This is a genomic window from Vreelandella sp. 21 (genome assembly GCF_050995515.1).
Lineage (GTDB): Bacteria > Pseudomonadota > Gammaproteobacteria > Pseudomonadales > Halomonadaceae > Vreelandella > Vreelandella alkaliphila.
This window is the reverse complement of record NZ_CP194673.1, coordinates 2,808,207-2,833,477: the sequence shown is the minus strand read 5'-3', so window position 1 is coordinate 2,833,477 and position 25,271 is coordinate 2,808,207. Positions and strand designations below refer to the sequence as shown.

26 protein-coding genes and 1 pseudogene are annotated in these 25,271 nt (G+C 51.0%); 11 read left to right on the top strand and 16 right to left on the bottom strand.

What is annotated here, in order from left to right:
* Positions 1-77 precede the first annotated feature (77 nt).
* The gene (gene arfB / locus ACN06F_RS13085; RefSeq protein ID WP_038477244.1) at positions 78-494 is read right to left on the bottom strand and encodes an alternative ribosome rescue aminoacyl-tRNA hydrolase ArfB; all 417 of its coding nucleotides are present in this window, start codon (positions 492-494) and stop codon (positions 78-80) included.
* A 210-nt stretch (positions 495-704) separates the two neighbouring features.
* Between arfB and ACN06F_RS13080 the strand changes: the two genes are divergently transcribed.
* Complete coding sequence (locus ACN06F_RS13080; protein WP_038477241.1) at positions 705-1,274, top strand: DJ-1/PfpI family protein; 570 nt, start codon at positions 705-707, stop codon at positions 1,272-1,274.
* 146 nt (positions 1,275-1,420) lie between these two features.
* Positions 1,421-1,783, top strand: coding sequence for a ribbon-helix-helix domain-containing protein (locus tag ACN06F_RS13075; protein WP_038477238.1), 363 nt, complete (start codon positions 1,421-1,423; stop codon positions 1,781-1,783).
* Between the two features lie 85 nt (positions 1,784-1,868).
* On the opposite strand, the gene ACN06F_RS13070 is transcribed toward ACN06F_RS13075, so the two are convergent.
* A complete protein-coding gene (locus ACN06F_RS13070) occupies positions 1,869-2,636 on the bottom strand; it encodes a DUF1499 domain-containing protein (protein WP_120386545.1) in 768 nt (255 codons plus the stop codon).
* Positions 2,637-2,846: 210 nt separating this feature from the next.
* Between ACN06F_RS13070 and ACN06F_RS13065 the strand changes: the two genes are divergently transcribed.
* Positions 2,847-3,197: a hypothetical protein gene (locus tag ACN06F_RS13065; protein ID WP_120386546.1), complete on the top strand. Its 351-nt coding sequence runs from the start codon at positions 2,847-2,849 to the stop codon at positions 3,195-3,197.
* Positions 3,198-3,243: 46 nt separating this feature from the next.
* On the opposite strand, the gene ACN06F_RS13060 is transcribed toward ACN06F_RS13065, so the two are convergent.
* Together ACN06F_RS13060 and ACN06F_RS13055 are read right to left on the bottom strand one after the other, a co-directional pair.
* Positions 3,244-3,456 carry a DUF3820 family protein gene (locus ACN06F_RS13060; protein WP_038477229.1) on the bottom strand — a complete coding sequence of 71 codons (213 nt, stop codon included), beginning with the start codon at positions 3,454-3,456 and terminating at the stop codon, positions 3,244-3,246.
* Positions 3,457-3,497: 41 nt separating this feature from the next.
* Entirely contained in the window at positions 3,498-4,370 is an 873-nt protein-coding gene (locus ACN06F_RS13055) for a LysR substrate-binding domain-containing protein (protein WP_120386547.1), read from the bottom strand.
* A gap of 194 nt (positions 4,371-4,564) precedes the next feature.
* Here ACN06F_RS13055 and ACN06F_RS13050 point away from each other — a divergent pair, with 194 nt between their 5' ends.
* On the top strand, positions 4,565-4,990 hold the full coding sequence (locus ACN06F_RS13050) for a VOC family protein (protein WP_095603891.1): 426 nt from the start codon (positions 4,565-4,567) through the stop codon (positions 4,988-4,990).
* Between the two features lie 49 nt (positions 4,991-5,039).
* On the opposite strand, the gene ACN06F_RS13045 is transcribed toward ACN06F_RS13050, so the two are convergent.
* Entirely contained in the window at positions 5,040-5,936 is an 897-nt protein-coding gene (locus ACN06F_RS13045; RefSeq protein ID WP_038477221.1) for an AraC family transcriptional regulator, read from the bottom strand.
* A 194-nt stretch (positions 5,937-6,130) separates the two neighbouring features.
* Between ACN06F_RS13045 and ACN06F_RS13040 the strand changes: the two genes are divergently transcribed.
* Positions 6,131-7,192, top strand: a complete 1,062-nt coding sequence (locus ACN06F_RS13040; RefSeq protein WP_433924065.1) for an NAD(P)-dependent alcohol dehydrogenase — start codon at positions 6,131-6,133, stop codon at positions 7,190-7,192.
* Positions 7,193-7,266: 74 nt separating this feature from the next.
* On the opposite strand, the gene ACN06F_RS13035 is transcribed toward ACN06F_RS13040, so the two are convergent.
* Positions 7,267-8,034, bottom strand: coding sequence for a class I SAM-dependent methyltransferase (locus ACN06F_RS13035; protein ID WP_433924064.1), 768 nt, complete (start codon positions 8,032-8,034; stop codon positions 7,267-7,269).
* 168 nt (positions 8,035-8,202) lie between these two features.
* On the opposite strand from ACN06F_RS13035, the gene nfsA reads away from it, so the two are divergent.
* The gene (gene nfsA, locus ACN06F_RS13030; protein ID WP_038477210.1) at positions 8,203-8,934 is read left to right on the top strand and encodes an oxygen-insensitive NADPH nitroreductase; all 732 of its coding nucleotides are present in this window, start codon (positions 8,203-8,205) and stop codon (positions 8,932-8,934) included.
* A 142-nt stretch (positions 8,935-9,076) separates the two neighbouring features.
* Positions 9,077-9,706 carry a hypothetical protein gene (locus ACN06F_RS13025; RefSeq protein WP_198349028.1) on the top strand — a complete coding sequence of 210 codons (630 nt, stop codon included), beginning with the start codon at positions 9,077-9,079 and terminating at the stop codon, positions 9,704-9,706.
* 31 nt (positions 9,707-9,737) lie between these two features.
* Here the strand turns inward: ACN06F_RS13025 and ACN06F_RS13020 are convergent, their stop codons facing one another.
* From ACN06F_RS13020 to ACN06F_RS13000, 5 genes are all read right to left on the bottom strand, one after another.
* A complete protein-coding gene (locus ACN06F_RS13020) occupies positions 9,738-10,541 on the bottom strand; it encodes a PEP-CTERM/exosortase system-associated acyltransferase (protein WP_120386551.1) in 804 nt (267 codons plus the stop codon).
* A gap of 26 nt (positions 10,542-10,567) precedes the next feature.
* Positions 10,568-13,438 carry an EAL domain-containing protein gene (locus ACN06F_RS13015; protein ID WP_433924063.1) on the bottom strand — a complete coding sequence of 957 codons (2,871 nt, stop codon included), beginning with the start codon at positions 13,436-13,438 and terminating at the stop codon, positions 10,568-10,570.
* A gap of 23 nt (positions 13,439-13,461) precedes the next feature.
* Positions 13,462-14,697: a hypothetical protein gene (locus ACN06F_RS13010; protein WP_198349029.1), complete on the bottom strand. Its 1,236-nt coding sequence runs from the start codon at positions 14,695-14,697 to the stop codon at positions 13,462-13,464.
* A complete protein-coding gene (locus ACN06F_RS13005; RefSeq protein WP_433924062.1) occupies positions 14,666-15,190 on the bottom strand; it encodes a hypothetical protein in 525 nt (174 codons plus the stop codon). Before ACN06F_RS13005 ends, ACN06F_RS13010 begins: the two co-directional genes overlap by 32 nt.
* Before the next feature lie 437 nt (positions 15,191-15,627).
* Complete coding sequence (locus tag ACN06F_RS13000) at positions 15,628-16,563, bottom strand: glycerophosphodiester phosphodiesterase family protein (protein ID WP_433924061.1); 936 nt, start codon at positions 16,561-16,563, stop codon at positions 15,628-15,630.
* Between the two features lie 364 nt (positions 16,564-16,927).
* Here ACN06F_RS13000 and ACN06F_RS12995 point away from each other — a divergent pair, with 364 nt between their 5' ends.
* Positions 16,928-17,317 (top strand): VOC family protein, encoded by a 390-nt coding sequence (locus ACN06F_RS12995; RefSeq protein WP_231657533.1) that lies wholly within the window; start codon positions 16,928-16,930, stop codon positions 17,315-17,317.
* A gap of 223 nt (positions 17,318-17,540) precedes the next feature.
* Here ACN06F_RS12995 and ACN06F_RS12990 read toward each other — a convergent pair whose 3' ends face one another.
* On the bottom strand, positions 17,541-18,524 hold the full coding sequence (locus tag ACN06F_RS12990; protein ID WP_433924060.1) for an aldo/keto reductase: 984 nt from the start codon (positions 18,522-18,524) through the stop codon (positions 17,541-17,543).
* Between ACN06F_RS12990 and ACN06F_RS12985 the strand changes: the two are divergent.
* Positions 18,466-19,525, top strand: a pseudogene (locus tag ACN06F_RS12985) (LysR family transcriptional regulator). The gene ACN06F_RS12990 and the pseudogene ACN06F_RS12985 overlap by 59 nt on opposite strands.
* 76 nt (positions 19,526-19,601) lie before the next feature.
* Here ACN06F_RS12985 and ACN06F_RS12980 read toward each other — a convergent pair.
* Genes ACN06F_RS12980 through ACN06F_RS12970 form a run of 3 tightly spaced genes read right to left on the bottom strand, consistent with a single transcriptional unit; the run spans position 19,602 to position 22,536 of the window.
* The gene (locus tag ACN06F_RS12980) at positions 19,602-21,077 is read right to left on the bottom strand and encodes a sodium:solute symporter family protein (RefSeq protein WP_120386556.1); all 1,476 of its coding nucleotides are present in this window, start codon (positions 21,075-21,077) and stop codon (positions 19,602-19,604) included.
* Positions 21,070-21,294 carry a DUF3311 domain-containing protein gene (locus tag ACN06F_RS12975; protein WP_120386557.1) on the bottom strand — a complete coding sequence of 75 codons (225 nt, stop codon included), beginning with the start codon at positions 21,292-21,294 and terminating at the stop codon, positions 21,070-21,072. Before ACN06F_RS12975 ends, ACN06F_RS12980 begins: the two co-directional genes overlap by 8 nt.
* A gap of 48 nt (positions 21,295-21,342) precedes the next feature.
* Complete coding sequence (locus ACN06F_RS12970) at positions 21,343-22,536, bottom strand: M20 aminoacylase family protein (RefSeq protein WP_433924059.1); 1,194 nt, start codon at positions 22,534-22,536, stop codon at positions 21,343-21,345.
* 115 nt (positions 22,537-22,651) lie between these two features.
* On the opposite strand from ACN06F_RS12970, the gene ACN06F_RS12965 reads away from it, so the two are divergent.
* Together ACN06F_RS12965 and ACN06F_RS12960 are read left to right on the top strand one after the other, a co-directional pair.
* A complete protein-coding gene (locus tag ACN06F_RS12965; protein ID WP_433924058.1) occupies positions 22,652-23,584 on the top strand; it encodes a LysR family transcriptional regulator in 933 nt (310 codons plus the stop codon).
* Positions 23,585-23,622: 38 nt separating this feature from the next.
* Positions 23,623-24,222, top strand: a complete 600-nt coding sequence (locus ACN06F_RS12960; RefSeq protein WP_433924057.1) for a class I SAM-dependent methyltransferase — start codon at positions 23,623-23,625, stop codon at positions 24,220-24,222.
* A gap of 5 nt (positions 24,223-24,227) precedes the next feature.
* On the opposite strand, the gene ACN06F_RS12955 is transcribed toward ACN06F_RS12960, so the two are convergent.
* Entirely contained in the window at positions 24,228-25,097 is an 870-nt protein-coding gene (locus ACN06F_RS12955) for a LysR family transcriptional regulator (protein ID WP_433924056.1), read from the bottom strand.
* Positions 25,098-25,271: the final 174 nt, after the last annotated feature.

Sequence of the window (25,271 nt, the reverse complement as noted above, 5' to 3'; positions counted from 1 at the left end):
GAAAACGGCGCTAGGCGAGAATTACTTACTCTGTTCACTTCTTATGGACAGTGCATAGCATAAATTCAGTTCACGTCTTATGAGAGTGGCACTTTACCACGCAGTGACTTCGTTTTGCCTTTACGAGTTTTGTGGTCCACACGGCGTCGCTGTGAGCCTTTGGTGGGCTTAGTTGGCCGCCGCGTTTTCTGCTGTTTGCCAGCACTTTGAATCAGTGCTTTTAAGCGTGCAAGAGCGTCCTCTTTGTTCAATTCCAGGGTGCGATAGCTTTGCGCTTTGATAATCACCACGCCCTCTTTACTAATACGCTGATCAGACAGCGCCATTAAACGCTCTTTATAAATCGGCGGTAGTGTAGAGCTTTGAATATCGAAACGTAAATGCACCGCAGAGGCGACTTTATTGACGTTTTGGCCACCCGAGCCTTGCGCTCTGATCTGACTAATATCGATTTCCCAGTCCGCTATCGTCACGTTATTTGAGATAGTGAGCATTTAGTTCCTTTATGTCGCGTGTGGCTCGTAAGGCTAGCATACTTCCCCCAAAAGAGCCGATTAGAGGCGGGCGACCTATTATCTTTCGTCGTCGCCGAATTTACATGTAGTAGCGGCTTACTACCCGCTGCGTAGCCGCGCTTGCTACTCTCACCTAACACACCATTCGTGTGCTCTGTGCCTCGACCAATAACGACAAGGAGAAGTGAGATGAGCAACAAACGAATTCTAATGATTACCGGTGATTTCACTGAAGATTACGAAACGATGGTGCCTTTCCAGTCGCTAATGGCGGTTGGCCATCAAGTCGACGCGGTGTGTCCCGATAAAGTAGCCGGTGATACCGTGGCAACGGCAATTCATGATTTTGAAGGTGACCAAACGTACACTGAAAAGCCCGGCCATCGTTTCGCTCTGAACGCTGATTTTGCCAAAGTTAATCCCGCTGACTACGACGCCTTGGTGGTTCCTGGTGGCCGTGCACCGGAATACCTGCGCTTAAACCAGGACGTACTGGCGATGGTGAAGCACTTTTTTGAAACCCAGAAGCCGGTCGCTGCTATCTGTCATGGCGCCCAGCTACTGGCTGCCGCTAAGGTGCTTGAAGGCAAGCAGTGTTCCGCTTATCCGGCTTGCCAGCCAGAAGTGGAACTTGCCGGTGGCCACTTCGCAAACCTGGAGGTCACGGAAGCAGTAACGGATGGCAACTTGGTCACTGCACCTGCATGGCCCGCTCATCCTGCTTGGCTTGCCCAGTTTATGGCGCTATTGGATAAGTAGCACTGATAGGCTACCCCTTCGCGCCCAGCTATATTGAGTTCAACGCGGTTGGGCGCGTTTTCTGTTAGCCGCTATGCTGAAGAGCAGGCAATTTACTCTATAGCAGAGCTTGTAGCAGAGAGCTTGATAGCAGAGAGAGCATAACGATGTGCAAGCTGTTTATTGATGCCGACCCCGAGCTATGGCGCAGCGCCACACACTCGCTGCGCATTGATGGCATGGTGACTAGTGTTCGTATGGAAAACTACTTCTGGCACCTTCTGGAAGAGATGGCTCAACGGGATGGGATGAACACGGCTCAACTGATTACGCGGCTTTATCATGAGTCGATTGATGCTGGCCACGATCTTGGCAATTTCACCTCATTTTTGCGTGTCTGCGCGCTGCGCTACCAGGCGCTTCAGCTTAGCGGTGATATTCCGAAAAATGTAGAGGTGGCGATTGGCTCGCTAGATGCGCAGCAAATTCTGAGCAGAGAAGCTGCCGCGCGTACTAACCAAATGCACTGAAAGAAATGTGTTGAAAGAAGTGCACTGAAACTGGCTCTCTATCGTTAAAGCGGTCAATAGCTGAAAGCCGCATCAGATAAGACCGTTATTCTAGTCGCTTACCTAGATTATCCAGGAAGGTTTCGATACGCAGTGCGTTGGTGCCGACATCGCTGGTTCCCAGCCGGGAGGCTGAGCGCATGTCCACCTGCACGTCGTTTTGTTGCTCAGTAAGACGAATGATGACGTCATCTTCAAAGCCAAACCAGCGGGTTGTGGCGGTCGCTTCGATAGTACTCTCTGTTATCGCGGCGATCTGCCAGCCGGACGCTTCTACTTCTGCCTGAGCTGCTGCTAGAACGGTCGCTTTAGGCGCAGTTACTTGTAAAGGCTGCACATTAGGATAAGCCATTTGTTGCTGACGCGCGGTGGCTTCTCCAGGGTAATCAACTGCATTAGGCGCCGCCTCTCGGGCGTCTCTTAACGCGACAAAGTCCGGTGGGTTTTGGGTGTCGGTGGTTATGTCATGAATGGCCGGTGCCTGCTGTGCACGCTGCCATTGTTGCCAAGGCAAATATAATAAGGCAGCGGTTGCAACAATGACGAAGATAGCCGCTACGCCAGCGCCCATGCGGCGGGTAAAGGCGCTGATGAGCAGTAGCAAGATGCTGATTGCCACGGCTGCGGTTGCTGCATAGACACCATTGCGCATCAGGCTGAAGGCGTCGCCCAGGCTAATCAACTCCCAGCGATAGGCTGGCCCTGCTCCAGCCATTAGCAGGGCTGATGCTATCAGTGCAATGACACTGAGCCAGGCCAGCAGCGTTGGCCAAACTCCTCCTCTACGCGAACGTGCTGAGCGCTCCTTTGCCATAGATCTTCCCTCATTTTGAATACGATGTTGACTTACTTAGCATAGGTTGCGCTAGACCATCTGTCTTCGTTAGACGAGTTGTCTAAGACACCCTACTATGCTGCTGTTAGCAGTAACGCAAGTATTCGCTGTAACGCAAATGGACGTCAGTTTTTACGACATGAGTTTTTACAACTTGAGCCTTTTACAATTTGAGAGATTAGAGCAAGCATGACATTAGCGACTGCATTAGCACCACCCTTGCGAGAGTTACTGGCGACGACCCCGAGCAGTGCTTTACCGATAACCTATCAGCAAGCGGCGAATGCGCTAGGCCTTTCGCCACCTAAGACTATTCAACGTATCGCACAGGCACTTGAACAGCTAATGAAAGAAGACGCCGCCGCAGGAAAGCCTTTTATTGCAACGCTTGTGATTAGCCGGAGTGGCAAAGGGCTTCCAGCGGCAGGCTTTTTTGAGCTTGCCGTGGAATTAGGACGTTTTCCTGCAGCGCCATCCCAGCAAGAAGCGTTTTACTATGCCGAACGTGAGCAAGCCATTAACGAATGGTGTCGTTCTTAGTTTTGAAAAGAAATCAGTTTTGAAAAGAAATCAGTTTTGAGAAAATTCAGTTTTTGCGCAGCGGGTTGAGCAAGTCGCTCAAACCATTGTGGTCAATTTCATGCATTAAATGCAGGAGTTGACCAATTTCTCCTTTTGGAAACCCTTCCCGAGCAAACCAGTTCAAATAGGGACCAGGCAAATCGGCAATAAGCCAGCCTTCGTATTTGCCAAAGGGCATGGTACGCGTTACCAGCTTCTCAAGGTCTTCGGGGTTCATGGGCTATATCTCCTTATCAATGGCAGCTGCACGTTGGCAGTTTAGAGTTGCTGTGATGATTCAGCTAGAAGCTGGGCAAACGCACGGGCAGGTTCGCTTAGATGGCCAACAGCGCGATGCACTAACCCAATATCTCGATGAAACGTATGCTCTTCTAACGAGATGGCTCGAACTGTTTGGGGCCAGCGTTTTAGCGCTATTGGCTGCGGTACTAAAGCAACGCCCACGGCGTTACCCACCAGCTTCACAATGGCTTCAAGCTCGTCCAGCTCACACAGGTCGCGAACTTGGCAGTGGTTGTCCCTTAAAAAGCGGTCTACTTGGCGTCCACCGAAAGAAGCGCGGTCGTAGCGAACAAAAGGGGAGTGGGTTAGCAGTTCCCGCCAGCAATCACCAGGTAACTCCTGCGGGACAAGCAAGCGAAACGGCTCGTGGGCAATGGGCGTCCAGCGTAGATCGCTATGCAGTGAAAAAGGCGGCCGAATAATAACAGCCATATCCAGCTCGCCCGCATCTACCTGGTTCATTAAGTCCATGGAAAGACCTGGCACGATACGGGTGCGACACCCAGAAAATTGCTGATGAAAGCGCGCTACAATGTCTGGCAATACAGTACGCTGAATAGAGGCAATAGCACCAATAATGACACGGCTGCCAAGCCCTTGGCCTGACGGTGAAGCGCCTAGCGTGGCATATAACCCTAGTAGTGTTTGGGCCTGAAGTAACGTCTCTTCGCCCCGCTGGGTAAGCACCGCAGTTCGACCGCTGCGTTCAAATAGCGCAATGCCCAGGGCCTCTTCCAGACGCTTCATTTGAGCACTTACCGCGGCTTGGGTGAGGCCAACCTGGAGGCCTGCCGCCGCAAAAGTACCGTGCTGTGCCACGGCTACTAGCGTTTTAAGTTCTCGTATCATTCGTTGTTTCTGTCATAAGAACTGTCATAAGAACTGTCATAAGAAAACTCATAAAAAATATTTGTGAATGGGTCAAAAAACAATTGATTTTATTTTTGCATAGCGCGATCTAGGATGGCTACACAGTGGCCGTGTAATGCGGCTGGCCATTGCAAATAACGCAACGAACAAAAGCGCTGCAACAGGAGATAACCATGAGTCTTTCCCCTTTTCATCTCGCCATCCCTGTTTACGATGTCGCCCTAGCCAGAGCATTCTATAACGACGTTTTTGGCCTGGAAGAAGGGCGCTCTAGCGATCACTGGGTCGACTTTAACTTTTTCGGTCATCAGTTGGTGATTCACGAACATCCGAAAACACCCGGCCAGCAGAGTGCGCACACTAACCCGGTCGATGGCCATAATGTACCGGTGCCGCACTTTGGCGTGATTTTAGAATGGGATGAGTGGGAAGCCTTAGCCGAGCGCTTAAAAGCGCGGAATACCGATTTCGTGATTGAGCCATACGTTCGCTTTAAAGGCGAAGTAGGGGAGCAAGCCACTATGTTCTTACTCGACCCCTGTGGTAATGCCTTGGAATTTAAAGCGTTTAAAGATCAGGGCCAAATTTTTGCCAAGTAAACCTGTCCTGAAAAATATCCAAGCGAGGTGGAGGAGGTAGTGGGTATGGTTAAGCACGTAGGGCCTGTTCCTGGCGCCTATGCTGCAGCGGTGATGCGCCAAAGTAGCGCTTATAGTCTCTGCTAAATTGAGGCACGCTGCGATAACCGACCGCTTGTGCCGCTTGGTTCACATTGTGGCTATCTTGCAACAACAGTTGCTGCGCCTTAAGTAGGCGCAGTCTTTTTAAATACTGTGCGGGTGACGAACGTGTAATCTGCTTAAAGTGCTGGTGAAACGTCGATATGCTCATATTGGCCTGCTGGGCTAACTGGTCGACAGTAAAGTCCTCAGCAAAATGGGCATGCAACTGCGATAGTACCTGCACAATACGTGAATAGTGACCGTGGCCTTTAACCAGTGCGCGTAAGGCGCGGCCTTGCTCGCCTTTTAACGCTTCAAACACCACCTCTCGTATCCTAGCTTCGCCCATGGCAATGCACTCGACTTCGTCGTGTAATGCATTTGCCAAGCGCAACACCGCGGCTTGCATGCCGTCATTCATCGCCACTGACGCCATCGGCTTAGGAGCCAGGTGTGAATGGCTCATATCGCCCATAGCGGTGACCATCTCACTCAGTAACGCTGGGTCTAGCTTCACCGATATACCTAGCAAAGGTGCCTCCGGCGAGCCGTGAGTTTCACACTCAAAGGGTAGCGGCAGGGTTTGTACGAGATAGTGGCCAGGATTGTAATGAATCTCACGATCGCCTAAATAGCCTATTTTGCGGCCTTGGGCGATGATGATCAGACTAGGTTCGTACATCAACGGGGTTCGTTCTTGACGTCGCCCAAGGCAAAGTAGCCCCACTCTGGGCAACCGGGACACGCTTAGCCCATCCCCCGTTACTAGCGGTGAGATCAAATCAGCGAGTGCGTTGCCGACGAGTTCGGTGTTGGCCACCATAGAAACTCCGAATCTGAGTGTATATTAGAGCTAAACGACAATTATGATGTTTTTTTGAGGTTTTTTGTTATTTTGTTGCGTACTGGCGGAGGAATGAGCAAAAAATACGTAGCTTCGTTCATCGCTATCTAGTGCTTAGCAGCGAATAATGGGAACACTTTCTCGTTTTGCAGAATACTTGTTAAGGAGTTTCCATGAGCCAAGCAAAATCTTATGCTGCCTTTTCTGCTGATAAACCACTCGCGCCATTCACCTTTGATCGACGTGAGCCCCGTCCAGATGATGTTGCTATTGAAATCCTTTACTGTGGTGTTTGTCACAGTGACCTACACTTTGCCCGAGATGACTGGGGCATGAGTCAATACCCTGTGGTACCTGGCCATGAGATTGTCGGCCGTGTAACCGCTGTTGGTGATGAGGTGACACGTTTTAAGGCGGGTGATTTAGTCGGCGTAGGTTGCATGGTCGACTCTTGCCGCACATGTTCTGCTTGTAAAGATGGCGTGGAACAATACTGCCTGGAAGGGTTTACGATGACCTACGGCAGCCCTGACCGCCAAGACGGCACGCTAACCCAAGGCGGCTATTCAGATGCCATCGTGGTGAGTGAGCATTTTGTGCTGCAAATGCCAGAGGGCATTGATTTAGTCTCCGCGGCACCTATTCTCTGTGCGGGAATTACGACGTATTCACCGCTCAAACATCATGGCGTTGGTAAAGGTCACAAAGTAGGCGTGATAGGCATGGGCGGCCTCGGTCATATGGGCGTGAAATTGGCCAAAGCACTGGGTGCGGAAGTCACCGTCTTTACTCGCTCGGATGCCAAGGTAGCAGAAGCAAAGCGCAATGGTGCGGATCACGTAGTGGTATCCAGTGACCAGGCGCAAATGGAGGCTGTTGCAGAAACGTTCGATTTCATGCTGGATACCATTCCTGTTCAGCACGACCTAAACCCCTACCTTACTTCTCTGAAATATGACGGTACGCATATTATTGTTGGCCTGTTAGAACCGATTGAGCCTGCTATTGAAGCATTCAATTTGGTGTTTAAGCGTCGCGTGGTAGCTGGTTCGCTGATTGGTGGTATCGCTGAAACGGAAGAGCTGCTCAAGCTTTGTGCAGAGCAGAACATCACTTGCGATATTGAGATGCTGGATATTAACAACATCAATGAGGGCTTTGAGCGTATGGAGAAAGGTGACGTGCGCTATCGCTTTGTGATTGATATGGCAACTCTGAAAGATACTGCTGCGTAGCGAGTTGTTATCAATAACCCCACCGTTGACTAACGGTGGGGTTTTCGCGTGAGAACCACTGGGCGTCGAGGCTATCACACGTGGGCAGAGACCCGCAGTCTGACGTAGTCGGCGGTCCAGTTGCCTTGCCCATCACTTAGACTGTGAGAGAGCAGGTTAATCGTATTATCAATAATGGCTACTTGCAGGTCTTCATCTAATCCGTGCAAAAACGGGCTTGCAAAGGTTTCGAGCCAGCCAGCAATACCCGTGGGTAGTGGTGTGGGGCGAGGGATTAGCTCAATTGAATCGACATGAAAGCCCGCCGTTTGAAGTAGGTTTGTGTACTCTTCCGGGGTGGGAAAGTACCAAGGATGACGGCCACGTGAGCTAATACCGCGAAACTGCAGCGAGGCAATAAGCGCAGTACAAATAGCGGCCACGTTGCCATGCCCCCCAAACTCTGTAACAAAACGCCCGCCGGGTTTTAGTGCGCGTTTCACGCCGGCCAATACCGTTTGCGGGTCCAGCATCCAGTGCAACGCCGCGTTGCTGAAGACCGCATCAAATTCTTGGTCAAAGGGCAACTGGTGCCCATCGACAACCCTAGCGGTGACTCCGCGCTGTTGGGCGGCGGCAACCATCTCTGCGGAGGCATCGACACCCAGCACATCGGCACCTAATTGCATAATACGCTCGGTGAGCGCGCCATCACCACAGCCAAGGTCCAGGATGCGCTGTCCGGGCTGTGGCGCTAAAAGCTTCATTACATCGTTTCCCAACGTGGGAACAAAATTGGCGTGTTCCGCGTAGTGGCTGGCGTTCCATTCCTGCCCTTGCGGTGTCAGAGGGGTGTTAGACATTATCGGCTTCCTAGCGGCGTTATTTATCTTAGGGGGGACCCAATGGCTTCATTTAGTATAGCTTGCGATCAATAGCATGCGTTAAGTCTGAATTCAGGAGTAAACGCATGGAACCAGGGCACTTTAGTTGTCATATCCGTTATATCAAGTATTAAGAGGCGAGACGAAATGAATGATGTTATCAAACTGCTTCAATCCCACCGCTCCATCCGCAAATTTACCGATCAGAAGATTTCGCGTGGGCTGCTGTTAGAGCTCATCAAAGCGGGCCAGGCCGCTGCAACATCAAGCCATGTGCAGGCCTACACCATTATTAATGTCACTGACTCAGCGAATCGCGAAAAAATCGCTGAATACGCCGGTGGTCAAGGCTATGTCGCAAGTAGCGCGGTTTTTTTAGTGTTTTGTGCGGATATGAAGCGCCCGACAGAGGCGTCTGAACGGACAGGTGCCAACGTTGAACGAGGTATGACAGAACAGCTATTGGTCGCCACTGTTGATACTGCTCTAGTGGCACAAAACGTTGCAGTGGCCGCCGAGTCTGAAGGGCTTGGCATTTGTTATATCGGTGGTATTCGCAATAATCCTCAGGCGATCAGCGAACTATTGCATTTGCCTGACCATGTTTATCCGGTGTTTGGTATGTGCCTTGGCTATCCGGCCCATGACCCTGAGGTTAAGCCGCGTCTACCGGTAGAGGCTATTCTCAAGGAAGATACTTACCGTGAAGATACTGAGCAAGTCGAGGCGTTTGACAGCACTATGCAGGCTTACTACCAAACACGCAGCACGGGTAACAAAACGACTGACTGGTCGCATAATCTAACGCCGCTCTTCGATTCAAAACTGCGTCCCCACATGCGTGACTTTTTAGTTAAGCGTGGTTTTGAAATGAAGTAACGAACGAGCTGAGCGTGAAGCAGCTCATCACCATGTGGTAAGGCGTTTAAAAGAGCAGGTTTCTTGCGCTGCACGATAATTGCGTTCATCTATACTGGTTGCATGCCAAAAGTAGTGCCGATAACAATAAAAGGAGCTATTGATGAATCTTCAGCGCGCTTATTACCTGCTAGCAGCTTTTTACAGCCTGTTTCCACTTATCGGGCTAATGGCCATTTTCTCAGGAGGGGGAACTCCGTTTGCTGTGGCTCACCTCGCGTTGGGAGTACTCGCCGTGATAGGGCTGTGGGGCTACGTACTCAAACGTGGGTTTATGAACCCCCGTATGTGGCAGCCCTTAGCCATGGTGCTGGCAGTCATGGCAGTAGGTCAGATGCTGGTGATCTTCATCCTCCCCGTTTCCAGCATTGCACTTACGTGGATGCTAACAAGCAGTATCTTCTCCGTAATGCTGGTCATAGTGCTGTTTCACTATGGAAAACGTGATCAGCCACTATGGGCAACGCCTGTAGAGGCAGATGCTGCAAAGCAACTTGCAAAAATGCTTGATAGCGCTTCGCCTTTATCTGCTGTTCATTACGAAGGTGAACAAGAAAATAGCGTTAACGTTACTAAGGTAGGCAGTCAATATCATGCCAAAGTGACGCGGCGTGGTAAAAACGGGCAAGAGACATTTGAACGCTACTTTCAGTATCCTGAAACACTGGTGTTTTTTCTAGAAAAATTCGCCAGCATTTCAGTTCATGATTTTCGGCAAACGGCGCTTTCTTAAATCGTTGAACAAGCCGGATTTTAAAAATGCGTTAAGAGATAAATGTGTGAGCGATCTGAGGCTTTAATGTTTTTACGATATATTCGTATAACGGGATCAGACGCTCACTCATCTCTTGTTTCGCCACATGATAGTCGATGTAGTAAGCATGGCGAGTACCGTGATACACAATCGGCTCACTCACTTTGGTAAACTGAAAACCTGATATCGCCAATAAACGGGGAAGACGAGGTTCCATCATTGCAAAAACATGTCGTCGATTAGTTAAACCAACGATAGAGTAGGTGCATAAAAAAAGACCCAGGGCGACGAGTGAAAATGTCTTTGCCTCATCTTGTGAAAATAAAACGACTTCTTTACCTGCTATTTCTTCTGGGGTGCTGGATTTTCGCGTTCTGAAATTTTTAGAAATGGCTAACCGTGATACTTCACACGTTTCAAGGGTCGGTAGCTTAAATGGCGTTAATGTAGGATGGTTTAGTAGCTGCTTCCCTTGGTTTTGAACAGGCAAATGATCAGGAGGGTTAGTGTTACTGGAAAAGGGCATGACTAATCGTACGCACCCTGCAAGAATGCCACTACGTTTGTGTTCTATAAGGCAATGAATCGAGTAATTATCGTACTCATCGGACTCGTACAAACGTGCCTCATCTTCATGCATCTCATAGTTGAACTCTTTTAAGAAAACATCATGCCGTAGTCGAAAGGCGCGCCGCTTTTGGTCGTCGGTGTTAGCAATAAAAAAATGATACTCGTCGATAAATTTGTCAATCATTCCCTTATGGTTGCTTTTATCGTCAAACTCACTCTCTTGGGTGGATTTCCCTGCTAGCATCTGTTGCTTCCTTCTGAGTGCGGCACTTACCAAAGTCGAATTTTTTCAGGTTTCCCTAGATGATAGCCCTGTCCATACTGAATGCCATATGAAAGAAGAACAGGTATCAGTGCTTCTTGATCTACAAATTCAGCAATAGTCTGCTTACCGAAGCCTCTTGCTATATCGGCAATCGCTTTGACAAGCGTGTGGCTATCCGTATCGATAAGTAAGCTGCGAATAAAAGAGCCATCGATTTTAATATAGTCCACAGGGAGCTGACTAAGATAGTGAAAGCTGCTAAAACCAATCCCAAAGTCATCGAGTGCTGTTCGGCAACCTAAATCCCTCACGGTTTGCAGCACGTTGCGCGCTGTTGAGAAATCTGTGATAGCAGCGGTCTCTGTTACCTCTAAAATGAGATGATGGGGATCAGCACCACTGGTTTTTAATTGATCTGCCAGAAACTGTTTTAAACCTAAATCATGTAAAGACTGGCCTGATAAATTTACAGCTAACGACAAGCCCTCTTTTTGTAGCGTTGCCAGTGCTGCTAAGCTATGGCGCAGCACCCAGCGGTCAACTTGAACAATTAAACCGCTTTGTTCTGCAATAGGTATAAACTGTGCCGGAGAGACTAAGCTTCCATCGTCATTGCGCATACGTAGCAGTACTTCGTAATGCTTAATATCGCGATCCTTCAGCCGCACAATGGGCTGCGCCCACAGTTCAAATTCGTCGTTTTCTAGTGCTTTGTGTAGCCGTTCTACCCAATAGACGCGTTCTTGAAGCTCATCTTTAGCATTTTCCGCCTGATTGAGAAGGTACCAATGCTGATTACCACTCTCTTTTGCTTTATACATGGCCATATCGGCGCTAGCTAACAGGTCAGCCGGTGTCTGCCCATTAACAGGGAACAGCGCAATACCAATGCTGGCGGAAACATGGTGCTTCCGTCCAGCAGCTGTAAAGCCAAGACCGTCAAGCAGCTGAGAAATATACTCCGCCACGTTGATCGCTTGTTCGCTGCTAATATCTTCCAGTAGCAGGGCAAATTCATCACCACCGAGGCGGGCAATAATGCTTCGCTGACTGAGATTTAAAAAAAGCGTATCAGCAACTTCTCGTAATAGACGGTCGCCTACATGGTGGCCACTGAGTTCATTGATCTCTTTAAACTGGTCTAGATCTAGTAGTAAAACAGCGCCTTTGGCTTGATTAGCGATAGTGCGCTTCAAAGCATCTTGGAAATAGCGACGATTATAGAGTTCCGTTAATGGATCATGTTCCGCAAGCCACGTTAAACGTGCCTCAGCAGCTTTACGTTCGGTGATGTCTAGCCCAACGGATATCTTCGAGGCATCGTGGTTGTTACTGTTCGCCAAAAAAGCGTGGTACCAAACGACGGTAAAAGAGCGTCTATCCAGAGTTTGAAATGTCTTTTCTTCCTGGTTGGAAGCACTGGGATGAGTCACGGTGCTGCCATTAGCATTACTTTCGCTGTTGGCTTCATCCGCATTGTTACTAGGCAATGCCAAGTGAGCATTTTGATCAAAGATGTCAGAGAAATGGCGCCCAATGACATCTGCGTCTTTTAGCCCTAACCTTTCTAGCGTGTAGCCATTAATCAGTTGGATACGCCCTGTACTATTTTGAACAACAATAAAGACCTGTGCAGCGTCGAGTAGGCTATTAACAAAATCACGCTCTTTGGCTAGCTCATCAACGCGTTCGGCTAGCTGTCCGCTATGTTCTTGGACACTCTGTTCCAGTGCTTCTAGCTGGTGGGAAAGCTCACGGGTTGAATCTTCCAGCCTATCAATTTCGTTAGAAAAATGCCGCCGAGGCAATGGTAGTTTATCTCTTACACGACGAAACTCACCACTCGCCAGCGCAGGCAATAGGCCGGCGACTCGCCGTAGTCGAGCCATTGGGCCCAATAGGATAATCAACAGTAATAGCTCGGCAGCTAACCAGCCAACTAAGCCCACTACAAGTAGTGTCTTCGTTGCTGTACGAATAGCGGTGATCTGAGGAGTGATATCGGAAATAAGCAGGAAATACCCAGTGCTGCGCCAGTCGGCGTCTTCCTCCATATACACGGCACTTAATTCAAAATACCGGTTCATGTACTCAAGGCTAAAAGGCATGTGAACCAATTGATTCAGAACGACGTCTTGAGATGCTCGTTGAAGTAAAGAGAGTGTCTGGTCACGGTTTGTAAGCGCTAGAATATGGCTGTTCCAGTCTTCCAGTAGAAGCGCCTCGGGGGGAGGAGAGCCAGTAATACGCCCTGTCACCATCAGCGCTATTTCGCTATTGGAGACTTCTTTAGCTTGTCGCGTAACATCCGCAAGCGAGCGCGATAACACCACCATTCCAATGCTAGCGCCTTCCATAAGAACGGGAACCGCAGCAAACTGCTGGCACGTCCTAGTGCAACGTAATGTGGTAATGGGGGACTCTGTGGTCAGTACACTACCTATCCAGCCTTGAATGGGCAGATCAATGAGCGGGTCGTTGGTACCTGAGTAACCCACTCTTGTTCCTTGAGTATTAAAAACAAAGATTTCATCAATCCCCGCTTCTAATTGCAGAGAAGGCCACTGTGCTCTGAGCACCTCAGCTAGCTCATCCTGGTTATTCTCTTGTAGCGCGCTTCCAAGCTCCGGCGCCGCAGCGGTTAAGCCCGCCAACTGACGTAAGTTATCCGATGAGCGTTGCATCGCCAAGCTTATCTCACGCTGCTGCCGCTCATGGCTTTCCATCCGACTACTTTCTAACTGTTGCGTGAGATGGTATTGGCCTAACCAGATAAAGAGTGCCACAAGCGCTAGCAGTAATAGACTGCTCAGCGCGATAACACGCCAAGTCAAGCTAAGCCGGTAGCGCGCTTTAGAGGACGAACGTGTGGTCATCTGCGTATCCCGTTCAGGTAATGCTAAAAGCGCAGTGAAAGCTGGAAGAGCAGCATATTCCAATGTCGGCTTGTTTCAGACGCATCCGCATCTTTATGTAAGGGTAGCCAACCAGTACCATCCACATGATGATATTCACCTGCCAACATTAGGTTGGGTCTGGGGGTCCACTGAACGCCAAAGGTAATGTCATCAGCAAATTGGGAATGGGCAGGGCCCAAGCCACTTTGTTCGTAGCGAGTACCTGAACGGTCATTTCTGTCGTTTACCAAACGATCAAAGCGAATTAACCACTGCCAATCATTGTCCATACGACGCGTATATTGCACATACCAGCTTTCACCGGTTTTCTTTTGGTCGATGGCGGGATTAAAGCCATCCAGTTCAATTGTTCTCAGCGCATACTCAGAGGTTAAGCTCCACAGTTCGTCATTGTATTGCAATGAAAATACCCAAGGCTGAAACTGGAAGCTGCCATTATTTAGTGGCGGTTGAGCGTCTTCATAGTTGGCGTTAGCACTCGCGGTGCTGAGTGCCATTAGGAAGTGTCCACCGTTGTCTTCATAGCGAATTTGGCCAATCGCAGAAGAGCCCGCTTGTAACGATCCTGGAAAACGCTTCAGCCCAAGCGCTTGATCGACATCGTCTTCTATACGAGTTTTACCGACGCCTGCTTGAAAGCGAAAAACGCCTGACTGGGTTCGCTCTTCATGATAAATACTGGCGCCATCGCCAGCCATTCCCAACGATCGAGTTCGATCAAAATAGATTGATTGCGGCAACAAGATGCTGGGGCGCGTGAAAGCGACGTCACGCGTTTGGTTATAAATACCGAAGGGATTTTTAAATCTACCTACCTGAAGACCAAGCGTACGTTGCTGGTTGGAAACCATCTGATAATCCACCACGCCATAATCTAGCGTTGGGATGGCATCACTAGTTTCACCACCGGCGCGACGGCTAAGCACCTGAGCGGCCACCAGCACATTGCGGTGAGGGCGAATAGAAGCGTTAACACCTATTTCGGTATACTCCAAACTTCCTGCATTCTCACTGCTGCGACCGAAGAAATCGTTATCGTCGGTAATGATAAGTGCCTGACTCAGGAAACCATGTACTTGCAGAGTGTCGAGCACGCTTTCGTTTGCCCAGGCAGACGAGCAAACAGGTAGTGCGAGCAAACTTGTGAGTATGGCTATAGTGGGTCTGCGGATAACGGAAAAATGTTCATTCCATTGAAATAACTTGGACATTTTCATCCAGATACTCCCTTTCAAGATATCCCAGCGCGCCAGGAGTATTCGCAATCTTCTCGCGCATTTCGAGCTGATCAGCAACGCGATTAGGCGCTTGCCCCATGCCAGAAAACACCATGCGATCCCATGCCAGTTGTAGCTGATGTGGATAAACGGCGAGCTGCTCTTTGGTGAAACGCGCATGTACAGGATCTCGGTTTGGCAGCACAAACACCTGTACGGCTTCGCCGGCAGGCCATGTACGTTGCCGCATGGCAAATATCGCCCGCGTTGTGTCACGGTTTAGCCATTGCGTGGCTACCGCTGGGTGCGCCACTAGAAGTATGGTTGCGTCTTGATCAACGGATTGTGCATGGGTTTGTTCGGCAAGAAGAAAAGCCAGCACTAACCCAATAAGGCCCCGTGTGATTTGTTGGCAAGCGATACGTATCAAGTAAAGAGACGGCATAGCGCGAGTCTTGTCCATCGCCAGCTGAACGCCAAGCCCATGCAGCATACCATTCGTGCTAGCACGCTATATGTGTGTGAAATGATGACGCTTACTCCTCTTCAGCCTCTAGAGGCAAACTGTTTTTGTATAAATATTTTGTGTGATGGAAGATAAATTTTTGAACCTCGGCTCGGCAGCGGTAAGTCGAAACTGCACAATTTTTAAACCCTACATCAATTTTGTTGATCTTACCTACATCACAATCAACGAAACGACCTGCGACGAAAGTATGTATCGTCTGGAAATACCGCTCGCAAGGTTGATTGACGATGACACACGAGGGCAGTGCTTGAAGCGCTAAATACACGCGTTCAATAGATCTACTTCTTGATAGTTAAGCTGATGCTAATTGCTATCAAGGCTGAGAAGGGGTGCTCGGATTCACCCCGATCAACTAAAACGCCCGGCCAAAGCCGAGCGTACAGTGACGAGCCAACGATGGGTTAGTCCGCGAGTTCAAGAAGCCGATCAGCGTAATCGGTAAACAAACCGTTGACGCCCCAGTCCTGTAAACGCTTCATCTCATCAACTTCATTGATGGTGTAAACATGAACTGGAAGGCCATTCTCTTGAGCTTGGCGAATAAAATCAGCATCAATAACGTCTTCGCCGTTATACGTCACATTCGTGCCGATACCCACCGCGTACTCTTTGATAGCCTGAAAGTCTTCGTCAGTGATGTCTGCTGGCGCTGGAGTAACACCTGTCCACTCCACTAAACGATCATTATCTTCCTCGCTGGGCGAGTACCATACCAACTGGATGAGGGGGATATGCTGATTAAGCTCACGTAGTTTGAGGAGGCTACCCTGCTCAAACGATTGCACCAGCACCCGACCATTTTCAATCATGTCATGCTCTTCAAGCGCCTCAACCAAGGCTTCTTCTAAACCAGGGTTTAAGAGAGGGGATTTGGTTTCAATGTAGTAACGAGCATCGTGACCAAAGCGCTCAAATAGCTCTTCCAGTGTGAGTATTTGCGCTCCTGCAAAGGCCGGGTCTGCCTTATCGACATTGGCGTCGTTAAACCAGGTGCCGGTATCAAGCGCCTTTAGCTCTTCTAGCGTGTAATCATGAATATTGCCTTCGCCGTCACTGGTGCGATCGATGGCATCATCATGGAATACCACTAACTCACCATCGGAGGTGATCTGAACGTCCAGTTCCAGGTAATCAGCTCCCCACTCATGGGCCAGTTCATAGGCTGCCATGGTGCTTTCCGGCGCATGTCCGCTGGCACCGCGATGAGCGATTACCTGAAACGACTCCAGACCCTTTAGCTGCTGCTCTAGTGGCGTTGCCTCTGCGAGTGCAGTGGACGTAGCAGCACCAGCAAAAAGACCCAGTGACACGGCAGTAATCAGCGGATGACGTTGCATAGAAATTCCTTAGTTGAACAGTTGTTCAATTATCCTACAGGTCTCCTTGTAAAAATACCAAATAGGTAACTTGTTTGTGTTTGTTAAAGAAAAGCCTGCTTTGGTAGATGCTCTTGCCATTAAACGCTTGGTCTAACACAGCATCAGCTATTCTTAAGTGGATGCTACTCATTGCTTACTTAGCAATTGCCCTTTATCTAGGCGAGCTAAAAGAGTGGCTTTCTGGTGCCAGAGCAGGGGTGGGAGTGGCTGTTAATCTTCCCACTGATTGCCTTGCGATCGGAGTTTTTCTGGCAGAAGTAGATGAAATAAGTAGATGAAATAAGCAGATAAACAGGGAGATAGGCGATAAGAGGTAGCCACAATGATTGCTTATACAATGGTAGGAACGCATAACCTGGAACGTGCACTTCGCTTTTATGCGCCGTTGTTTAACAGTATGGGGCTGGATGTGTGCTGGCAAGACGATGCCTGCGTTTCTTTCGGCGACCCAGATGATGTCAATGTGCCAAGGTTCTTTGTTGGTTTTCCCTTTAATGGTCATCCCGCTAGCGCTGGCAACGGCACCATGACAGCGTTTCAATTTGCTGATCCTAAAGAAGTCGATACGCTCTATCAATTAGCGATGCAGAATGGGGGCAGCGATGAAGGTCCGCCAGGTTACCGCCCCCAGTATGGTGAAGGCTTTTTCGCTGCCTACGTACGAGATCCAGACGGCAACAAGCTGGCGTTCGTCGTCTATCCTCATCGGTAAATGCTAAGCCAACACAGCGTCAACAAATAGCTCCTCTGTAAAGGTTGAATTACACAAAAACGCCTGCAGCTAAAGGTTAGCAGCCATTCAAAAGGAGCAATGATGACGGCGCTAGTAATTGGTGCAAACTTCCATTACTAACCAGGAGTATCTGCTGTTGGATGGAAAGCGCTCGATTGATGAGATTATTCAGTAGTAGCGCCAGCACTCAAGGCGTAACAGGTTAAGCATTAACCCCTTTCATGCCTTCCGGCGTGTAGCGCTCACCGATCACCGGAACGCGTGCGGTAGCCGCTTCCAACTGACGTTGCTCATCAGCGGTAAGAGTGATCGACGTTGCTGCTGCATTCTCTTCAAGGTAGCGCAGCCGCTTAGTACCTGGGATCGGCACGATGTTGGGTCCTTTAGACAGTAGCCACGCGAGCGATAGCTGTGCAGGTGTGCAACCTTTGTTGGCGGCCACTTCTCCAATCACGTCGGCGATTCGGCGGTTGGTGCTCATGGCCTGATCTGAAAAGCGCGGCAAGTTAGGACGGAAATCACCTTCTTCGAAATCCGTAGTGTCCTGAAATCTTCCCGTTAAGAACCCCCGGCCTAATGGCGAGTAGGGCACAAAGCCGATGCCTAGCTCGTTACAGGTGGGGAGCACCGTTTGTTCTACGTCGCGTGTCCAGAGCGAATACTCGGTTTGGACGGCGGTAATCGGATGCACTGCATGGGCGCGGCGCAAGGTATCAGCGCTGACCTCGCACAGGCCGATATGGGCAATTTTTCCCTCTTTGACTAGCTGGGTGAGGCCTTCCATGGTCTCTTCAATAGGCGTATCCGGGGTAACGCGATGGACGTAGTAGAGGTCGATTTGCTCGACCCCTAATCGCCGCAGCGATGCCTCGCAGGCCTTGCGCGCATACTCGGCGCTGTTGTCCAGGCGTCGTTGATACTCACCGGGGTTGCGCACAATGCCAAACTTGGTTGCGATACGCACTTGCGGATTATGCTTAGCGAGAAAGCGGCCAATCAGCTCTTCGTTATGGTGCGGTCCGTACATATCTGCCGTATCAAAAAAGTCGATGCCCAGTTCCACTGCTTGCGCCAATACGCGTAGCGATTCACTGTCATCCCGAGGGCCGTAGAATTCGCTCATTCCCATGCAGCCCAGGCCAATAGCGGAAATAGAAAGGTCGGTGCCAAGTGTACGTTGTTGCATGCTGTCTCTCCGTAAACCGTTCTTGAGTAGCGGAGTGACAGCGTGGCACTATCCCATAATGAAAAAAATGAACGAGTTCGATAAGCCATTTTCCGGTTTTGAAAAACAGATGCCCCGTGGGTGGGTGTGGGATGACACTCGCGCCTTTTTGGCTGTGGCTCGTCACGGTACGCTGAGTGGTGCCGCAGCGGAACTCCATTTGGGCATTGCGACGCTCTCTCGGCGTATTGAACGGCTGGAAAAAGCGCTTAAGCTACCGCTATTTGTGCGCCAACAGTCGGGCTACCAACTGACCGAGGAGGGAGCAGGGCTGGTCGAGAAAGCTGAAGCGCTGGAAGCGGCTGCAGTGGCGTTTACCACCGATGTGTCCCGCCACTCACAACTGAGTGGTAGAGTGCGTTTGGCGACCGCAGAGAATTTGGCAACGGCATTGATTCTACCTGCGCTTGCGCAATTTCGTCGTCAGTATCCTGGCATTACGCTTGAGCTGGTGACGGATATCTCTACTGTCAATCTACACCGTCGTGATGCCGATCTAGCCCTCAGAATGGTCAAACCCGAACGCGGTAATGTCACCCTGCGCCGCTTGGGTTCCTTAGGCTATGGGCTTTATGCTAGCTCAGCCTATGCGGCGCAGCGTAAGACGACTCTTGATGCTGGCGGCTACGACATGGATGCCTTTATCACCTGGGGGGAGACGCAAGCACCTGCCTGCAGCACAGTGGGTCGAGCGCGTTCTACAAGGGCGAGAACCAGCGTTAACCACTACCTCTGTGGCGACCCAAATCGCGGCAGCTAAAGCTGGGCTAGGGATAGCAGTATTACCGCATTTTCTGGCTCAGGAGGCCGGATTGGTCTGCATTGCTGCTGATCTTGGCGTGGACCAGCCTATTTACCTCGTCATCCAAACAGATCTTACACAGTCACGCCGAACCCGTGCCGTGGCGGACTTTCTTGTTGATCTGGTCGCCAGTAACCACGCTCGCTTGAGCATGGGCTGAGAAGCGGGGGGATATGACTCTAATTGATGCCATTAACGCCCTCTCCGTAGCCAGGAGAGGGCGTTAAAGCCAACGGTCAGCCTTTGGAACTGAGAGCCTGGGCCGGTGAGTACGATGATGAACTGTGTGTCACGAGACTCACACTGATGAATACGACGGTATTGACGACTAGGCCACAGAAGCCAGCATGCCAGCCGAATGGAGTACTGACCCCAAACTGGAACAATAGCGTTAGGGCAGCGCCTATTGCTAGACCTGCAAAGGCGCCAGTGCGTGATGCTCGCCGCCAAAATAGTGCACCAAGCAGCATCGGTAGCAACTGCACCACGATGCCATAGGCGCCGAGTAACAGGCCAACCAATGAACCAGGATTGGCTAGGGCTAGCAGATAGGCCGCTAAGGAGATCACTACCACACCGTAGCGAGTCAGTTTGAGTGCCTTGTCATCAGATATACCACGCAGCACGGGCAGGTGCTGACCCACGTCTCTTACCAGGATAGTGGCGGAGGTATGGGCCAAGTTGGCAGCCGTAGACATTGCCGCGGCTAGCGCGCCGGAGAGTGCTATACCGATTAGCCACGCTGGGAAGTCAGCTAGCTCGACCACTAACGTCAACAGCACGCGATCAGCGGAGTCGAGAGGGCTATCTTCCAGTAGTAACACTCCAGCGAAGCCGATAATTAGCAATGGCACCAGCAGATAACTATAGAGTGGGTAGAGTACGAACACCTGTTTGAGGGTTCGCTCACTGCGAGCACTATAAAACTTCATGAAAATGTGCGGCCACATTACGCAACCTAGGGCACTAACCAGGATTGCTGTGGAGAAGGCACCCCAGCCCATGCCGCCAGCACCGGGCATGGTTAGGTATTCCGGCGCTTCGCGCTGCAGCTCGCGGAACATCTCGCCAACTCCGCCGAAGAACTGGTCAGCCGTTGCTAAGCCTAGGAACCACGCGACGCCCACCATCATCACGCCCTGAAGCAGGTTGGTCCAGCCGATGCCTTGTAAGCCGCTCGCGTAGACATAGGCTGCCACCACGCCACAGGCTAGTAAGCTGCCGAGCCAGAACGGAATGGTGCCTGAGGTTGCCGCCTCGAAGAGAAGCCCCGCACCAGCAATCTGAATAGTTAGGTAGGGGATCATCGCCAGTACGCTGACCACGCCGATGAATAACCCCAGTAGATTGCCCCGAGTTGGGTAACAGGCGGAGAGGAACTCCGCCTGGGTTAGGAAGCCATGGCGGCGGCCAAGTCGCGAAATATACGGAGCGATTAACCACCATACAATCACAGCGAGCGCCAGGTAGGCGATGATATAGAGTGCCGGCGCCCCCTTGCTGTAGGCCCAGCCAGGGGCTCCAAGAAAGGCGAAAGCAGAGAATATCTCCGCTCCAAGAATGAAAAACAGCACCAGTAGCCCCATGTGGCGCCCACCAGCGACGTAGCCTTCCAGAGAAGAGCTCTGGTTATGCCTTGCGCGCAGGCCCACCGCCAGAACGATCAGTAGATAGGCTAGGGTGATGGTAGTGATCAGCAGTGAATCACTCATCGTTCACCTCCTGCGCGGCATCGTGACGATAGGCAATCACTAGCCCCACAAATAGGGCAAAGACCCAAGCGACGTACCAGAACATGAAGAAGGGCAAGCCAATCACCATTGGTTCGATGCGGTTGGCCACTAATGCGCCAGGCCAGATCATTGCCAGCGCACAGATAGTGAAGTAAATCAGCAATCCCCTAGGGGGAAGCGAGGGCCGGGATTTCATATGCATACCTCATTATTGTGGTGTTATCGGTAGTAGAGCAGGCCTCGTTCAGGCGGCGGCTAGTGCGCCGAGGCCGATTGCCACCAGCAGTTGGCAACCAGTGGGAATAATGTCGTCGTTAAAGTCGTAACGAGCGTTGTGTAGTGGTGCGGTGGCCTCATCCTTGGCTGTACCGAGGAAGAAGTAGGCTCCTGGGCAACGCTGCAGCATGAAGGAGAAATCTTCGCCGCCAAGGCTAGGGGCGACGTCACGCACTAGGGCTGCTTCGCCGAGTGTTTGCACAACACAGGATTCCACGTGGCGGGTTTCCGCCTCGCTATTGACCGTCGCTGGGAATATGCGCTGATAGTCGACCTCAATTTCGCCGCCATGGGCAATGGCCACCCCTTCACAAACACGGCGAACAGCATGCTCAATACGATCCTGAGTGTCGGCATCAAGGCTTCGTGCTGTACCGCTGATGTGTACTTCATCGGGGATAATAGCGAAGCCGTCAATGTCGCCCCCCTGCAATCCACATAGGCTGAGAGCCGCGGGGGAGAGAGGGTTAATATCACGGGCGACCACGGAGTGTAGATTTTGAATCAGGGCGCCCGCCATACGCACAGGATCTGTCGATAGATGAGGGTTGACGCCTCCATGGCCACCTTTTCCGCGTACACGGATATCGAGCCGATCGGTGGCTGCCATGATTGCACCTGAGCGGACGGCCACTTGGCCAGCAGGCAGAGAAGGCCAGTTGTGCAGGGCGTAGATGGCCTGCATAGGAAAGCGCTCGAATAAACCCTCCTCGACCATTGCTCGGCCACCACCTAAGCCTTCTTCTGCGGGCTGAAAGATCAGGTGAATAGTGCCAGCGAAGTCGCGGTGTTCAGCCAGGTAGCGGGCGACGCCAAGCAGTAGGGTCGTGTGACCATCATGGCCGCAGGCATGCATTCGACCGGGCACTTCGGATGTGTGGTTGTGCTCGCTAAGCTCCTGGATCGGCAGGGCGTCCATATCGGCGCGCAGACCAATCTGGCGTCCATTGTCGGGCTGATCACCGGTGACAGTCGCAACGATACCGGTTTTGCCGATGCCAGTTTCAAAGGTCAAACCGAGACGTTCTAGTTCTTCAGCGATGCGCTTAGCCGTGGCATGTTCTTGAAACCCTAGCTCTGGGTGACGATGTAGCTCGTGCCGTATTTGGGTCAGTTCGGCGTGGTGGCGCTCGAAGAAGTTTGCGTTGATGAGTTCTGTCATAGTCGATCCGCATAGTTGTTGGATGGGCTAATTCATCTTGGTTGTTTCGGTGACATAGAGAAAATAGTTTTTTTATTAGCTTTCCATGCTTATATTGGATGGAAAGAGCCACGGCGTGTCATTCAATGGGAATGAGATGGACTTCAAACGCTTAAAATATTTTCAGACCGTCGTAGAGGAGGGGGCCATCTCCTCCGCAGCACGGCGGGTACCGCTTGCTCAGCCAGCCCTGTCGCGTCAATTGCTGCTGCTTGAAGATGAGGTCGGTACCACGTTGCTAACTCGTTCACGGCATGGCGTTCGCCTGACCGCCGCAGGCGAATCGTTCTACCGTGATACCCGGCGTTTGCTTGGCGAATTCGAACAGGCCAAGCGCAATGCACGGCGCATCGCCGATGGCCAATTCGGTGAGTTGCGACTAGGGGTGACGGTGATGCATTTATGGGTACCGCAGATAATCGGTTTGCTCAACCGTTTCCGCGAGCAATATCCCGAGGTCACGCTGAAAGTAGAGTCAGTGCTTTCGGGGCCTCAGGTCGATGCAATCCGCTGTGGGAGGCTGGATGCTGGCATGTTGTTTTTCCCTCCAGAAGATGATGACAGCCTCTGTAGCCATTGCTTGTATGAGGATCACCTCGTATTGGTTACCAGTGCCACCTCACGCCTAGCGCGACAACCGCCGCGATACCTAGCCGAACTCAATGACGAAAATTTTATCTGGTTTGATCGTAGTGCCACCCCGGTCTATCACGACAAGCTGATCCACGCTTTTCAGCGAGAGGGTTTCACGCCCCATGTGGTTCAGGAGGGAACTGACAACGCTACAATGTTGTGTTTGGTAGCTGCTGGCATGGGCTGCAGTATTTTGCCGGCCATGACCATGGCAGGGGCACCAGAAGGCGTAGTAAGTCATCGCCTGGAGGATCTCAAGCTGGCTTTGCCTTTGATGCTGGTATGGCGCAGGGATTCAGGGCTGTCGGCGGTACGCCGGCTGATCGAAATTGCTGAAACAGAATCTTTGGCGACTGATGATGACGCTGACGCGTAACGTTCATCTTGATGGAAATTAATAATATGGAAGCACCTATGTCCCCCACCGATATTGGCCGTGCATACAACCAGATCACTCATCTCTGGCAGAGCGAAAAATTTAATCTTGCGAACGGCATAGATGCGCACAAAAGAGCGCTAGCGTTTGTGAAGAATCGAGGCAGGGCGCTAGATATTGGCTGTGGTTGCACGGGACGTTTTATTGACCTGCTACAGCAGGAAGGCTTTACACCAGAGGGGGTGGATATTTCTGCTGAAATGGTGCGGCTGGCTAAACAGAAACATCCAGACGTGACCTTTCACCACCAGGATATTTGTCAGTGGCAACCGTCGGGCAAATACGATGTCATTACTGCGTGGGATAGCATCTGGCATATTCCACTGGCTCAGCAGGAAGCTGTGATAACCAGGATTATTAATAGCCTGAGCGAAGGTGGCGTATTTATCTTCTCCTTCGGAGGCACCGATGAACCCGGTGATCACACCGACAGCTTCATGGGGCCACAGGTTTACTACTCATCGCTCGGTACTAACGGCTTTTTATCCCTGCTGATAAAGCTTGGCGCAGTATGCAAGCACCTAGAGTATGACCAACATCCTGAACTGCACGCGTACTTGATTGCTCAGAAGGGATGAAGAGTCTATAGCCTGGCTTGCTGGTGTAACGTATCGACAAAACGGGCTAATGCGGGCGACCAGGTAGTGGGTTCTGAAGTGACAAAATAGGTGTCGATATTGGCAATCTCGGAGGGCAGTTCCATCGCGTGAATGCCGAAGCGGTGCTGGTGCGCTTCAATGATAATACGTGGCAGCACGGTGTATCCCATCCCGGCTGCTACGCAACCAAGCATGGCGTCTAGCGTGCCAAACTCAAAAACACGCACGGCATTAATTCCTTGAGATGCCAGCAGCAGTTCGATACGTTGCCGGTAACTACATCCCTGACGAAATGCGAGAAACGTTGCGGTTAGTAGTTCTTCCGAGCTGGGTGCGCTCGTCATGGGAGTTGAGCTTACCAGCACAAGCTGTTCGCTGAAGACTTTGAGCGAATGATAGCGATGATGATCGATAGCGCCGGCCACAAACACACCATCCGCCTGACCGTCCATTAGCTTCTCGATCAAACTGGCGGTGGGGCCAGTCGCCAGCGTCATATCAACCTCTGGGAAGTTAGCATGGTAGGCCGCCAGTATTGGGGGGAGGCGCAGCGCCATGGTAGTTTCCATCGATCCTAAGCGTAGTTGGCCAGCTGCGTTCTCGGCGCTTTGAAATAGTGCTAACGCTTCGTCATGTACCGCCAGCAACCGTTCCGCATAATCCAATAACGCTAGCCCCGCAGAGGTAAGACGCACGCCACCAGCACGATGAACCAGCTGCACGCCTAATTCCTCCTCAAGTTTTTTGATATGAGTGGTCACGTTAGATTGCACCGTGTGCAGCTGCTTTGCGGCAGCCATAAAGCTGCCGGTTTCTGCCACCGCCATAAACAGCCGCAATGATTTAAACTGCATTCACATCTCCCTTAAGCGACCACCGTCTCAAATCCATCTCAAAAACTATCTTAAGAGCTATCTCAAAAAAAGATAGAGGCTATCACTATAAATCGTTTCTAAAGAATTATTGGTGTGGGTAAGCTACTGGTAAAAACGCCTGTTGCCAATCTTGCCGCACAGCGATTTAGTAAG